Source organism: Sphaerisporangium fuscum (assembly GCF_018531465.1).
GTDB classification, from domain to species: domain Bacteria; phylum Actinomycetota; class Actinomycetes; order Streptosporangiales; family Streptosporangiaceae; genus Sphaerisporangium; species Sphaerisporangium fuscum.
The window spans coordinates 269,281-282,127 of sequence record NZ_JAHDTF010000006.1 but is presented as its reverse complement, the minus strand read 5'-3'; the positions used below and the strand labels follow the sequence as shown (position 1 = coordinate 282,127).

12 protein-coding genes are annotated in these 12,847 nt (G+C 71.2%); 8 read left to right on the top strand and 4 right to left on the bottom strand.

Going from position 1 to position 12,847, the window contains the following annotated elements:
• Nucleotides 1-55: 55 nt before the first annotated feature.
• The 4 genes from KIK05_RS10345 (at nucleotide 56) to KIK05_RS10330 (ending at nucleotide 3,708) form a co-directional block, all read left to right on the top strand.
• On the top strand, nucleotides 56-1,210 hold the full coding sequence (locus KIK05_RS10345; RefSeq protein ID WP_214410381.1) for an amidohydrolase family protein: 1,155 nt from the start codon (nucleotides 56-58) through the stop codon (nucleotides 1,208-1,210).
• Between the two features lie 53 nt (nucleotides 1,211-1,263).
• Complete coding sequence (gene thyX, locus KIK05_RS10340) at nucleotides 1,264-1,974, top strand: FAD-dependent thymidylate synthase (RefSeq protein ID WP_214410380.1); 711 nt, start codon at nucleotides 1,264-1,266, stop codon at nucleotides 1,972-1,974.
• A 181-nt stretch (nucleotides 1,975-2,155) separates the two neighbouring features.
• Nucleotides 2,156-2,854 (top strand): sulfotransferase family protein, encoded by a 699-nt coding sequence (locus KIK05_RS10335; RefSeq protein WP_214410379.1) that lies wholly within the window; start codon nucleotides 2,156-2,158, stop codon nucleotides 2,852-2,854.
• A gap of 182 nt (nucleotides 2,855-3,036) precedes the next feature.
• Nucleotides 3,037-3,708, top strand: a complete 672-nt coding sequence (locus tag KIK05_RS10330) for a maleylpyruvate isomerase N-terminal domain-containing protein (protein ID WP_214410378.1) — start codon at nucleotides 3,037-3,039, stop codon at nucleotides 3,706-3,708.
• 9 nt (nucleotides 3,709-3,717) lie between these two features.
• Here KIK05_RS10330 and KIK05_RS10325 read toward each other — a convergent pair whose 3' ends face one another.
• Together KIK05_RS10325 and KIK05_RS10320 are read right to left on the bottom strand one after the other, a co-directional pair.
• Nucleotides 3,718-4,023, bottom strand: a complete 306-nt coding sequence (locus KIK05_RS10325; RefSeq protein WP_214410377.1) for a ubiquitin family protein — start codon at nucleotides 4,021-4,023, stop codon at nucleotides 3,718-3,720.
• Between the two features lie 296 nt (nucleotides 4,024-4,319).
• Nucleotides 4,320-5,387 carry a globin domain-containing protein gene (locus tag KIK05_RS10320; RefSeq protein WP_250562523.1) on the bottom strand — a complete coding sequence of 356 codons (1,068 nt, stop codon included), beginning with the start codon at nucleotides 5,385-5,387 and terminating at the stop codon, nucleotides 4,320-4,322.
• 575 nt (nucleotides 5,388-5,962) lie between these two features.
• On the opposite strand from KIK05_RS10320, the gene KIK05_RS10315 reads away from it, so the two are divergent.
• On the top strand, nucleotides 5,963-6,649 hold the full coding sequence (locus KIK05_RS10315; protein ID WP_214410375.1) for a gamma-glutamyl-gamma-aminobutyrate hydrolase family protein: 687 nt from the start codon (nucleotides 5,963-5,965) through the stop codon (nucleotides 6,647-6,649).
• Nucleotides 6,650-6,668: 19 nt separating this feature from the next.
• Here KIK05_RS10315 and KIK05_RS10310 read toward each other — a convergent pair whose 3' ends face one another.
• Complete coding sequence (locus KIK05_RS10310; protein WP_214410374.1) at nucleotides 6,669-7,850, bottom strand: acyl-CoA dehydrogenase family protein; 1,182 nt, start codon at nucleotides 7,848-7,850, stop codon at nucleotides 6,669-6,671.
• Between the two features lie 94 nt (nucleotides 7,851-7,944).
• Nucleotides 7,945-8,535, bottom strand: a complete 591-nt coding sequence (locus KIK05_RS10305; RefSeq protein WP_214410373.1) for a class I SAM-dependent methyltransferase — start codon at nucleotides 8,533-8,535, stop codon at nucleotides 7,945-7,947.
• A gap of 227 nt (nucleotides 8,536-8,762) precedes the next feature.
• Here KIK05_RS10305 and clsA point away from each other — a divergent pair, with 227 nt between their 5' ends.
• The 3 genes from clsA (at nucleotide 8,763) to KIK05_RS10290 (ending at nucleotide 12,839) form a co-directional block, all read left to right on the top strand.
• The gene (gene clsA / locus KIK05_RS10300; RefSeq protein ID WP_308249846.1) at nucleotides 8,763-9,341 is read left to right on the top strand and encodes a cardiolipin synthase ClsA; all 579 of its coding nucleotides are present in this window, start codon (nucleotides 8,763-8,765) and stop codon (nucleotides 9,339-9,341) included.
• 95 nt (nucleotides 9,342-9,436) lie between these two features.
• Entirely contained in the window at nucleotides 9,437-11,938 is a 2,502-nt protein-coding gene (locus KIK05_RS10295) for a mannose-1-phosphate guanyltransferase (RefSeq protein WP_214410372.1), read from the top strand.
• Nucleotides 11,939-12,335: 397 nt separating this feature from the next.
• Nucleotides 12,336-12,839, top strand: coding sequence for an FHA domain-containing protein (locus KIK05_RS10290; RefSeq protein ID WP_214410371.1), 504 nt, complete (start codon nucleotides 12,336-12,338; stop codon nucleotides 12,837-12,839).
• The last annotated feature ends 8 nt before the right edge of the window (nucleotides 12,840-12,847 follow it).

Below are 12,847 nucleotides of genomic sequence, written 5' to 3'. Positions count from 1 at the left end.
CGAGGAGCGCCCCTCGCCGCCGGGCCGAACACGGCGGGCGGGGAGAGGTGGCCGATTGGACGCGCACGACGTACTCCCGGTCACCCTGCCCGCTGCCGTGCGCGAGGCGCTCCTCGCCCCGCTCGTCGACCACCACTGCCACGGCGTGCGCCGCGAGGAGCTCGCCCGCGCCCGCTACGAGATGCTCATCACCGAGTCGGGCTCGCCGGCGCCGCCCGGCACCACCCACTTCGACACGCCGCTCGGCGTCGCGATCAGGCGCTGGTGCGCCCCCGTGCTCGGCCTGGACCCCCACGCGCCCCCGCCCGTCTACCTGGCGCGCCGCGCCGAGCTCGGCGCCGAGGCCAACCGGCGGCTGCTCCACGCCGCCGGGGTCGTCGCCTTCCTCGTCGACGGCTCCGGCGGGCGCGAGCTGCTGTCGGCGGCCGAGATGGGACGGCTCGGCGGGGCCGCCGCCGACGAGATCGTGCGGCTGGAGGACGTCGAGGAGGAGGTCGCGGGCAGCGACCGGACCGCCGTCGGCTACATCCAGGCCCTCGAGGAGCTGGTCGCCGTCCGTGCGGCCCGCGCCGTCGGCCTGAAGTCGGTCGTCGCCCGCCGCCACGGGCTCGGCTTCGACCCCTCCAGGCCCACCCGGGGCGCCGTCATCGCGGCGGCGGGCAGGCGGCTGGCCGAGCCCAAGGAGCCGCTGGACGACCCCGTCCTGCTGCGCCACCTGCTGTGGACGGCCACCGACGTCGCCCGCGAGCGTGGCCTGCCCCTGCAGCTCCACACCGGGTACGGCGACCCCGACGCCGACCTGCGCCGGTCCGACCCCGCCCTGGCGACCGCCTTCGTCCGGGCCCTGCGCCCCTCCGGCGTGCCGGTGATCCTGCTGCACTGCTACCCCTTCCACCGGCAGGCGGCCCATCTGGCGAGCGTGTTCCCGCACGTCCACGTCGACGTGGGCCTCGCGCTCACCTACACCGCCGCCGGGTCGGCGGCGATCATCGGCGAGCTGCTGGAACTGGTGCCGTTCCACAAGCTGATGTTCGGTTCCGGCGGCCAGGGCGTCGCCGAGATGTGCCACCTCGGGGCGCTGTATTTCCGCCAGGGCCTGGCGCGGGCCCTGGCCGCCCGCCTGGCGCAGGGGGAGTGGAGCACGGCCGACGCGGCGCGCGTGGCGTACATGATCGGCTCCGGCAACGCCCGGCGGGTGTACCGGCTGTGACCTGCGAGGCGTCCGCCACTAACATGTGGGCGCCGACAGAAGGGGAGCCGGGCGTGAAGTTCGTGAGCGACGTGACCGTCGAGCTGGTCAGGCACAGTGCCGCCGACTCCGACGTGGTGTGGGCCGCGCGGGTCTCGACGGCGGGTGAGCAGTCGCTGGAGGCGGTCCACCAGGACGCCGAGCGCTCCAGGGGCCTGATCAACTACCTCATGCGCGACCGGCACGGCAGCCCGTTCGAGCACAACTCGATGACCTTCTTCATCAGCGCCCCGATCATGGTCTTCCGGGAGTTCCACAGACACAGGGTGGGATGGTCGTACAACGAGGAGAGTGGCCGTTATCGGGAGCTTCAGCCCGTTTTCTACGTTCCTGGGCGGGATCGGAAGCTGGTGCAGGAGGGCAAGCCGGGGCGCTACCAGTTCGTCGAGGGCAGCGACGAGCAGTACAAGCTCGTGACCGAGGCGATGGAGCACTCCTACCGGCAGGCCTACCAGGCCTACCGCGAGATGCTGGAGGCCGGGGTGGCCCGCGAGGTCGCCCGGGCGGTGCTGCCCGTCGGGCTGTTCTCCTCGATGTACGCCACCTGCAACGCCCGCTCCCTGATGCACTTCCTGTCGCTGCGCACCAAGGACGAGCGCTCCGCCGTGCCGTCCTTCCCGCAGCGCGAGATCGAGATGGTCGCCGAGAAGATGGAGGCGATCTGGGCGGAGCTCATGCCCCTCACCCACGCCGCCTTCAACGCCGCCGGCCGCGTCGCGCCCTGACGGCCCTCCCTCGCCGCAGATTCCCGCTTTAGTTCGCTATGTCGTAATTATTGCTGCTTGATGCCGAATAACCGAATTAGCGGATGAATTGTCGACTACTTCGGTCGACAACCCGGAAATGACCTAGAATTCATCCTGTGACGAGTTTCCTGTCACCCGCTGACCCCACAGGAGGCACAGGATGTTGCGTGTGATCGGCGCGGGCTTCCCCCGCACGGGCACCACCTCGCTCAAAGCGGCTCTGGACCGGCTCGGGTTCGGCCCCTGCCATCACATGGTGGAAGTGCTGATGCGGCCCGAGCAGGCCGAGCGGTGGCTCCCCGTCCTGTCCGACGGCCCGACCGACTGGGAGCAGGTGTTAGAGGGGTATCAGTCGGCCGTGGACTGGCCGGGTTCCTTCTTCTGGCGGGAGCTGGCGGACGCCTATCCGGACGCCAAGGTGATCCTCACCGTGCGCGACCCGCACCGCTGGTACGCCAGCTTCTGCAACCTGCTGGACCGGCCTCAAGTCTCCCCGGGGGCACCGGGCGCCGGGGATCCGGCGATGGAGACGATGATGCGCTTCCGCCCCGTGATGGACCTGATCGGGCGGTCCACCTTCGGTGACTCCTGGAGTTTCGGGGAGAGTCTGCCGGGGGAGGAGCACGCCGTCGAGGTGTTCCGGCGGCACATCGAGACCGTGAAGGAGAGCCTGCCCGCCGAGCGCCTGCTGGTCTTCCAGGCGAGCCAGGGCTGGGAGCCGCTGTGCGAGTTCCTCGGGGTCGAACCTCCCAAGGACGAGCCCTATCCGCATCTCAACGACAGCGAGTCGTTGCGGCGCAACCGTGAGAGGGTCATGAGGGGCGAGCCCATGGTCTCGCCCTTCGACACGGCCTCGTGACCGCTGCGGCGGCGCACTGAACGCGGTGCACAGCCCGGAAGGACGCCAGGCCGAGAGATGGCGGGCCCACCGCCTTCCGGGCGACCGCCCGGGAAGGGGGTCGTGCTCGGCCGCCGTTCAGGGCCGGCGATCCCCGGAAACCCGCGTGCCCGCTCCCGGACACCGGAGATAGGGTTCGCTGCATGTCGCCATCAGATCATGCCCCGCCGTCCCCGGTGACCGCGGACGACCTCGGGCACGCCGTCCGGCTGGCCGTCGGCGTCCTGCGGGAGGTGCCGCCGCACGCCTGGGACGGCAGGGCCGGCTCGCTGGAGTGGACCTGCTGGGAGACCGTCGAGCACCTGGCCGACGACCTGTTCTCCTACGCCGCCCAGCTCGGCCCGAGCACACCGCCGCTGGACGGCCTCGTGCCGTTCGCCTGGGAGCGGCGCAGGGCCGCAGGCCCCGCGAACGCCGTCCACGCCGATCGTGCGGCCGGACCGGCCGGGCTGCTGCAGATGCTGGAGGCGTGCGGCGCGCTGCTGGTCGCCATGGTGCGCGTCACCCCGCCGGCGGTGCGCGCCCACCACGGCTTCGGCGCCTCCGACGCCGAGGGGTTCGCGGCGATGGGGATCGTGGAGACCCTCGTGCACACCCACGATCTGGCCGAGGGGCTCGACCTGGACTGGGAGCCGCCCGCCGATCTGTGCGCGCGGGTGCTCAACCGGCTGTTCCCCGACGCCCCGCGTGACACCGCCCCCTGGCCCACCCTGCTGTGGGCGACCGGGCGGGCCGAGCTTCCCGGGCGCCCGCGCCTGACGTCCTGGCGCTGGTACGGCGCACCGCGCGCGGACGCCGGGCCGCCGCGGCCGTGATCACCCGGCTCACAGGGCCGGCAGGACGTACACCTCGGCGCCCGGGGGGAGGGCGCAGGCGAGGCCGCCGAGGCGGCGGGCGTTCTCACCGCAGACGAACATGCTGATGTGACGGCGGATCCCCCCGTACTCGTCGCACAACCGCTTCTCCAGGCCCGGATGGGTGCGCCGGAGGGTGTGCAGCGCGGCCCCGAGCGTCGGGCGGGCGTCGTCGGCGTCCGCCACCGCGAAGACGCGGACCTCGCTCGCCCCGCAGCCCCAGTGCCACAGCGTGCTGGGCAGCACGAACGTCACGAGCGTGACCGGTTTGGCCATCGGAGTCAGCGCACCGCCGGGGAGGGGTGGGGAGAGGGGCGCCTTCGGTCGGCGGCGAGCAGCATGCCCTGCATCATCGCCCTTCCTTTCGCGGTGTCGGGCCCGCATCGCCTGTCCCCCCGGCTCGGCGTGGTCTCGCCCGATCGACTGTTCGGCCGCTGCGCGCGGATCGCCACCATGGTGTCACGCCGGCGGGACGGCCGCCGGGCTCCCCGGGATTTGCCGATCGGTTCGCCGGGATCGTCCTGCGATATCTGATTGGCGGGGGCGGGACCGTTCCAGGGAGGCGGGCGGCCTCAGGGCTCGCCCCGCACGGTGTCGCGGTGGATCCGCGAGAGCGGCACCCCGTCCTCCTGCAGCCGACGGACGGTCTCGCCGACCATCGCCGGCGGCCCGCAGACGTAGACCTCGTGGTCGGCCCAGGAGTGGAAGCGCTGGACGACGTCGGGCAGGGGGCCGCGCATGCCGTCGTAGGACGGCTCGTCGGACACCACCGGCACCACCCGCAGCCAGGGGTAGCGGGCCTCCATGGCGATCAGGTCGGGCAGGTCGTACAGCTCGGCCGCGGTGCGGGCGCCCACCAGCAGGTGGATGTTGGGGCGGCGGCCGGAGGCGATGACGTGCTCGACGACCGCCTTGAGGGGGGCGAGCCCGGTGCCCCCGGCGACGCACAGGATGTCGCGGGGGGAGTCGCCCTCGGGCGGGGCCAGGGTGCCGATCGGGGGGCCGACCAGGACGGTGTCACCCACCCGGGTGTGCGTGACGAGCGTGCCGCTGACCCAGCCGCCGCCGACGGCCCGCACGTGCAGCCGGAGGGTGTTGTCGGGGCGGGGCGCGTTGGCGATGGAGTAGGTGCGCCACACCCTGGGCCAGCGCGCGGTCTGCACGCTGACGTACTGCCCCGGGACGAACGGCATGGGGACGCCCGGCCGCAGGGTGATGACGGCGATGTCGGGGGTGCGCCGCTCGTGGTCGACCACCTCGGCCAGCCACCAGGCGGGAGAGGTCCCCGCGTCGGCCTCGGCCGCCTCGATCATGATGGTGGCGGCGGCGGTGTAGGCGGCGACCCAGGCGGCCTCGACCTCGGCGCTCCAGCTGTCGCCGCAGAAGCGCCTGATCGTGGCGAGGAGCGCGGTGCCGATGGCCGTGTAATGCTCGGGGACGACGCCGTACTTGCGGTGGTCCCTGCCGAGCTGGGCCAGGTAGGAGCCGAGGCCCTCGGGGCTGTCCAGGCTCCAGACGATCCGGGTGAGCGCCCCGAACAGGCGGTCGCGCTGGAGGTCCATGGCGGGAGGGAACATGCTCCGCAGATGCGGGTTCTCAGCGAACAGCCGGCCGTAGAAGTAGGCGACGGCCTTGCCCATCACGGGCTGGATGGCTGAGAAGCTTTCTTTGACGAGACGCGGATTCAACGACATTTGGTCGACGCCACCCTAATAGATCGGATCGTATATCCGATCTGGTTGTTTCTCCTCCCTGAGGCTCCGGGTCGAGCGCCCGCCGGTCCCGGCTCGGCCGATCGCTCGAATTGGAGTCTTCCATTCCCTCATGGGCCCCACAACCGTTTCCGCACAAGGTGCACTGAAAGCGAACTGTTGGTAATTGCGTGATTATTCTCGGTAATGAGCGCTGTAGGGAGTGGGGGGCGTGAAGTGAAAGAGAATCGCATTCATATTTGTCCGAAGGCATTTCCCGGCCCGCCCTGCCCGCCGCCGGCGGCCGGCGCGCGGGTGCGTGAGCGGCGGCCCGTACACGGTCGCCGGGCTCTGCGGCGACAGGACGGGACGACGGGTGGAAAACCGGACGAAAGTGACGCGACTGATACCGGGATAGGTGACATACCCGAAATGATCTGCGCCATGATTGGCTAGCCACCGTAAATGGGCCGGGTGCCGCCGCCACACGGCGGCACGACCTCTCGCGAGCCCCTGGAGACCGCATGCCCCGACCGCTGATCGGTATCACCACATATTTCGACGCCGCCCGCTGGGGCACCTGGGTCCGGGAGGCGCTGATCTCGCCCCCGGCCTACGCCAAGGCCGTGGACCGGGCCGGAGGCGCCCCGGTGCTGGTGCCCCCGCTCAGCACGGGGGCCATCGACGGCTACCTGCGGGGGCTGTCCGGCCTGATCCTGGCCGGCGGGCTGGAGGTCGATCCCGAGGTGTACGGCGAGCAGCGCGACGACAGGCTCGACGAGCCGCACCCCCGGCGCGACGCCTTCGAGGTCGCGCTCGCCAAGGCGGCGATCCAGGCCGACGTCCCGCTGCTCGGGGTCTCGCGCGGCCTGCACGTCATCAACGTCGCCCTGGGCGGCACCCTCATCCCGTGGCTGCCCGACGCCGTCCACCACGAGCGGCACGCCGCCACCACGCCGCACCTCATCCAGGTGAGCGTGTCGAGCAAGGTCGGCAAGGCCGTCGGCGACCGCATCGAGGTCTCCACCCCCCACCACCAGGCGCTCCGCCGGCTCGGCGACGGCCTGATGGCCGTGGCGTGGGCCGACGACCAGATCGTCGAAGGCGTGGAGCTGCAGGGGCACAGGTTCTGCGTCGGCGTCCAGTGGCACCCCGAGCGCGGGGACGACAACCGCCTGGTCGACGCCCTGGTCGAGGCCGCGATGCCCTGAGGCGGGCACCGCGCCGCCTCTAGAAGCTCCTGGGCAGGCCGAGGACCTGCGTCGCGATGTGGTTGAGCAGCAGCTCCTCGGTCACCGGCGCCACCTTGCCGATCCGGGCGTCGGCGAGCAGCCGGGCCACCGGGTACTCCAGGGAGTACGCCATACCGCCGTGGGTCTGGAAGGCGCGGTCGGCGGCCTCCCAGGCCGCCTGGGAGGCCGTGAGCTTGGCGATGTTGGCCTCGGCGCCGCACGGCAGGTGCCGGTCGAACAGCCAGGCCGCCTTGTAGAGCATCAGGCGCGCCAGCTCGATCTTCGCCTTCACCTGGGCCAGCGGGAACGCGATGGCCTGGTTGGCGCCGATCGGCCGCCCGAACACCTCGCGCTCCCTGGCGTAGGACACCGCCACCCGCAGCGCGACCTCCGCCCCGCCCAGGGCGCTGGCGGCCAGCAGGATCCGCTCGGGGTTGAGGATGTCCCACAGCACGACGGCCCCCTGGTCGACCTCGCCGAGCACGTTCTCGGCGGGAACCCGCAGGTCGTCGAAGAACACCATGTTCGACGGAGTGGTGTTGGCGCCCATCTTCGGGATCGGCCGGTAGGACAGCCGCCCGGCGGCGACGGCCTCGGGGACGTTCACCAGGAAGACCGTCAGCCCGTGGGTGCGCGGCCTGGCCTCGGCGGCCGGGACGGTCCGGGTGACCAGCAGCATCCACGTGGCCCGCTGGACACCGGTGATCCAGATCTTCTGGCCGTTGACGACGTACTCGCCGCCGTCCCGCCGGGCGAAGGTGGAGATGGCGAGCGAGTTGGACCCGGCGTCGGGCTCGGTGAGCGCGAAGCACGTCTCGATCCCGCCGGTGGCCAGCTTGGGGAGCAGGGCCTGCTTCTGCTGCGCGGAGCCGTGGCGCGTCACCGTCAGCGCGCCGAATCCGGGGGTGAGCACATAGGTGAACGCCGACCCTCCGGCCGAGCCGGACGCCGACAGCGTCTCGGTGGCCACGGCCAGCTCCAGCAGGCCCTGGCCCGCGCCGCCGTACTCCTCGGGGACCGCCAGGCCGAGCCAGCCGCCCTTGGCCAGCTCGGCCCAGACCTCCTCCGGCCAGCGCTTCTCGGCCTCGCAACGCTGCCAGTAATCCATGTCGTAGCGGGAGCAGATGGCCGCGATGCCCTCCTGGACGCCGCGGGCGCTCTCCGGAAGCGTGAAGTCCACCGTGATCACTCCATTCCCGTTCGCCGCGCAATGGTAGAACGAAGTTCGGTTCATTGTCGCGGCCCGCCGGGTGCCGGTACGGAGCGGGCGGTGGTCAGTGACGCGGCCGCCGCGCGTGGTAGACGAAGGCCGGAGGGACGTTCCCCCACACGGTGCGGCTCGCCACGACCTCCTCGAACCTCTCCAGCAGGCGGCGCCGGAAGCGCAGGGCCGGGGGAAGGGTGCGGGCGTGCACGTAGGCGAAGGTCGTGAAGGCCCCTTCGGGGGACAGGGTGCCGATGATCGCCTCGAGCAGCCGGTCCTGCAGCTCGCCGGGGAAGGCGGCCCAGGGCAGGCCGCTGACGACGACGTCGGCCCGCTCGTGGCCGTGCTTGGCGAGAAGCTGCGGGAGGTTCACGGCGTCCGCGACGACGATCTTGGCCGCCGGGTGACGGTCGGCGAGCCGCGCGGCCAGCCGCGGGTTGATCTCGACGGCCAGATGGTCGCCGCGCCCGCCGAGCCGCCGCTGGATCTCGTCGGTGAACACCCCCGTGCCCGGCCCCAGCTCCACGATCACCGGGTCGCCCTTCTCGGGGACCGGCGTGGTGACCAGTCGCGCCAGGCGGCGCGAACTCGGCGCCACCGCACCCGTGGTGCCGGGCGAACGCATGAACTGCCCGAAGAAAAGAGCTGTGTCGTTGGCCATGGCAGTGACCTTAAGGAACAAAACGCTTTGCTCGCTTCCGCCGTCCGAACGATCTCATCGTCTTCAGGAGGATGCCATGTCCTCCCAGAGAAGGATGCCGCCTTCGGTCGAAGAAATACGGGAAGACGTCGCGAACGCGGCCTTCCTTCACCATACGGCCTCGCCCCGCGCCGCCGTCCCGGCCACGCCCGGTAGGGTCGGCACCAGGCTGACGAGGGGAGTCACGGGTGAAATCGGCGGAGGACCGGATCTGGACGGTTCCGAATGTTCTGAGCATGCTCCGGCTGCTCGGCGTGCCGGTGTTCCTGTGGCTGGTGCTCGGCCCCAAGGCCGACGCCTGGGCGCTGGTGCTGCTGATGCTGGCCGGGTTCTCCGACTGGCTCGACGGCAAGCTCGCCCGTGCGTGGAACCAGACGAGCAGGCTCGGCAGGCTACTCGACCCGGTCGCCGACCGGCTGTACATCCTGGCCACGCTGATCGGCCTGACGCTGCGCGAGGTCATCCCGTGGTGGCTGACCGCCCTGATCGTCGCCAGGGACGTCCTGCTCCTGCTCGGCGTCCCGGTGCTGCGCAGGCACGGTTTCGGCCCCGCCCTGCCCGTCCACTTCCTCGGCAAGGCGGCGACCGCCGGCCTGCTGTACGCCTTCCCTCTGCTCTTCCTGGCCTCGCACGACGGCTGGTACGCCGAAGCGGCCCGGATCCTGGGGTGGGCCTTTGCCATCTGGGGAACAGGTCTGTATTGGTGGGCGGGGGCGCTGTACGTGGTTCAGGGGCGCCGGCTCATCGGAGGGGCGAGCCGGGCATGATCGATCGTGGGCCCGCCCCGGTGTGGTCCCACGGCGACTGCACGAGCGAGCACGGCCGCGCGCCCACCGTGTCGGAACAGCCGGGAGGGTGATCTGTGAAGGCCGTCGTGATGGCGGGCGGTGAGGGGACTCGGCTCCGGCCGATGACCGCGAACCAGCCCAAACCCCTGCTCCCCGTGGTCAACCGGCCGATCATGGAGCATGTGCTCCGCCTGCTGAAACGGCACGGCTTCACCGAGACGGTGGTCACCGTGCAGTTCCTGGCGGCCCTGGTGCGCAACTACTTCGGCGACGGCGACGAGCTCGGCATGAGCCTCCACTACGCCACCGAGGAGATCCCCCTCGGCACGGCGGGCAGCGTCAAGAACGCCGCCGACAAGCTCCGCGACGAGCGCTTCCTGGTGATCTCGGGCGACGCCCTCACCGACATCGACCTGACCGACATGATCAGGTTCCACGAGGAGAACGGCGCCCTGGTCACCATCGGCCTCAAGCGCGTCCCGAACCCTCTGGAGTTCGGCATCATCATCGTCGACGAGCAGGGCAGGGTGCAGCGCTTCCTGGAGAAGCCCACCTGGGGCCAGGTCTTCTCCGACACCGTCAACACCGGCATCTACATCATGGAGCCCGAGGTCCTCGACGAGGTCGCCCCCGGCGTGCCCGTCGACTGGTCCGGCGACGTCTTCCCCAAGCTGCTGGCCCGCGGCGCCCCCCTGTACGGCTACGTCGCCGCCGGCTACTGGGAGGACGTCGGCACCCACGAGAGCTACCTCAAGGCCCAGGCCGACGCCCTGTCGGGGCGGGTCAAGCTGGACGCCGACGGCTTCGAGGTCTCCCCGGGCGTCTGGGTCGCCGAGGGCGCGTCCGTCGATCCCGACGCCATCCTGAAGGGCCCCCTCTACATCGGCGGCTACGCCAAGGTCGAGGCGGGCGCCGAGCTTCGCGAGTACACCGTCCTCGGCGACAACGTCGTGGTCAAGGAGGGCGCCTTCCTGCACCGCGCCGTCGTCCACGACAACGTCTACGTCGGGCCGAGCGCCCACCTGCGCGGCTGCGTGATCGGCAAGAACACCGACGTGATGACCGGCGCCCGCATCGAGGAGAACGCCGTCGTCGGCGACGAGTGCGTGATCGAGGCCGAGGCCTACGTCTCCTCCGGCGTCAAGATCTACCCGTTCAAGACCATCGAGGCCGGCGCCGTCGTCAACACCAGCGTCATCTGGGAGTCGCGCGGCCAGCGCAGCCTGTTCGGGCCGCGCGGCGTCTCGGGCCTGGTCAACGTCGAGATCACCCCCGAGCTGTGCGTCCGCCTCGCCAGCGCCTACGCCACCACCCTCAAGAAGGGGGTGTCGGTCATCACCTCCCGCGACTCCTCGCGGGCCGCCCGCGCCCTCAAGAGGGCGGTCATCAGCGCGCTCACCGCCGGCGCGATCAACGTGCTCGACCTGGAGGCCGCCCCGCTGCCGGTCGCGCGCTTCCACACCTCCAACGAGCACGCCTCCGGAGGCATCGCGCTGCGCACCACCCCGGGCGACCCCCAGAGCGTCGACATCATCTTCATGGACGAGAACGGCGCCGACCTCTCCCAGAACGCCCAGCGCAAGCTGGAACGCGTCTTCTCGCGCCAGGAGTTCCGCCGCGCCTTCCCCGGAGAGATCGCCGAGCTCAGCTTCCCCGCGCGGGCGGTCGAGGACTACACGCGCGAGCTGCTGCGCTGGATCGACATGAGCGGGGTGCGCGACGCCGAGATGAAGGTCGTGATCGACTGTGCCGGAGGCACCTCCTCGCTGGTGCTGCCGAGCCTGCTCGGCCGGGTCGGCGTCGACGTCCTCACCGTCAACAACCGCCTGGACGACGCCTCGCCCACCGAGACGCTCGCCGAGCGCCGCAGGGACCTCCAGCGCCTGGCCGACCTCGTGGCGTCCTCCAGGGCCGCGTTCGGGGTCCGTTTCGACCCGGTGGGGGAGCGCATCTCCCTGGTCGACGAGATGGGCCAGCTGATCAGCGAGGAGCGCGCGCAGCTGGTCGTCCTCGACCTGGTGGCCGCCGAGCGGCAGGGAGGGCGGGTGGCCCTGCCCGTGACCACCACCCGGGTCGCCGAGCAGGTGTGCCGGTTCCACGGCGCGCAGGTGCAGTGGACCTCCACCGCCCTGGACGCCCTCACCACCGCGGCCGCCGACCCCGAGCTGATCTTCGCGGCCGACGGGCGGGGCGGCTTCATCGTCCCGGAGTTCGCCCCGACGGTCGACGGCCTGGCCGCCTTCCTGCGGCTGCTCGGCCTGGTGGCGCGCACCCGGCTGTCCCTCAGCCAGATCGACGCCCGCATCCCCCAGGCCAAGATGCTCAAGCGCACCGTGCCAACGCCGTGGGCCGCCAAGGGGGCGGTCATGAGGTCGGTGGTGGAGGCCGCCGACGGCTACCGGCTCGACACCACCGACGGCGTGCGCGTGGTCGAGGAGGACGGCGGCTGGGCGCTCATCCTGCCCGACCCCGCCGAGGCCGTGACCCACCTGTGGGCCGAGGGCGAGGACCTCGACGTGGCCCAGAGCCTGCTGGAGCGCTGGGCCCGGGTCGTGGAGCAGGCGGTCGGCAACTGACACCGGTGACCCCGCCGTCCGGGCGCCGCACCCCGGCAGGGGCGCCCGGCCGGCCGACCGTCATGTCCGGAACGGCCTTTCCGATCACATTCGACGGCGTGCCGAATGGACCGGAGGGCGGCGCGGGCGGTAACTTTGGACCGGCGCGGCGAGCCGAGTCGGACGGAAGGAGGGCGAGCGCCGTCAGGAGCACACGCGAGCCCCCGTCAGCGAGGACCCGAGCGAGCCTCACCAGCAGCATGTCCGTCCCCGCGAGCCTGCCCTCATCTTGACCTTTGCGTCTCATCAGCGTAAGTTGCGGCATTCGCAGTCTGAGCAACCATGAGAAGCGAAGAATCGAGGCACGCCGCCCAGAGCACCGTCGCCGCGACTTCGCGGTAGGAGGCCGAGCCGATCGATGCCGAGCGTCTACTGCACGCAGTGCGGTCATGCCAACCCTGACGACGCCCGTTTCTGCTCACGCTGCGGGTCGCCGCTGAGTCGTGTCGAGAACACGCCAGGGGACACCACCTCCACGATCTCGCTCAGCGGGATCGAGGCGATGGACAGTGAGACGACAGGCCAGACGCTCATCCCTGATCGGGCGGCCGTCGAGCAGCTGCCACCCGGTACGGCCCTGCTGGTCGTGATGCGGGGGCCCAACGCCGGGAGTCGTTTCCTGCTCGACAGTGATCTCACCACGGCGGGTCGCCACCCGGAGAGCGACATCTTCCTCGACGATGTGACCGTGTCGCGCAGGCACGCCGAGTTCTACAGGCGGGGTGACTACTTCACCGCCCGTGACGTCGGCAGCCTCAACGGCACCTATGTCAATCGGGAGCGCATCGAGGAGCTTCCCCTGTCGGGCGGTGACGAAGTGCAGATCGGCAAGTTCCGGCTGGTGTTCCTCACGCGTGGGTGAGGAGGAAC

Bases quoted from the DNA above. Each gene is read 5' to 3' on its own strand.
- KIK05_RS10290 (WP_214410371.1), top strand. From the start codon at position 12,336: ATGCCGAGCGTCTACTGCACGCAGTGCGGTCATGCCAACCCTGACGAC.
- KIK05_RS10315 (WP_214410375.1), top strand. From the start codon at position 5,963: ATGCCCCGACCGCTGATCGGTATCACCACATATTTCGACGCCGCCCGC.
- KIK05_RS10320 (WP_250562523.1), bottom strand. From the start codon at position 5,387: ATGGGCAAGGCCGTCGCCTACTTCTACGGCCGGCTGTTCGCTGAGAAC.
- KIK05_RS10325 (WP_214410377.1), bottom strand. From the start codon at position 4,023: ATGGCCAAACCGGTCACGCTCGTGACGTTCGTGCTGCCCAGCACGCTG.
- KIK05_RS10335 (WP_214410379.1), top strand. From the start codon at position 2,156: ATGTTGCGTGTGATCGGCGCGGGCTTCCCCCGCACGGGCACCACCTCG.
- KIK05_RS10305 (WP_214410373.1), bottom strand. From the start codon at position 8,535: ATGGCCAACGACACAGCTCTTTTCTTCGGGCAGTTCATGCGTTCGCCC.
- KIK05_RS10330 (WP_214410378.1), top strand. From the start codon at position 3,037: ATGTCGCCATCAGATCATGCCCCGCCGTCCCCGGTGACCGCGGACGAC.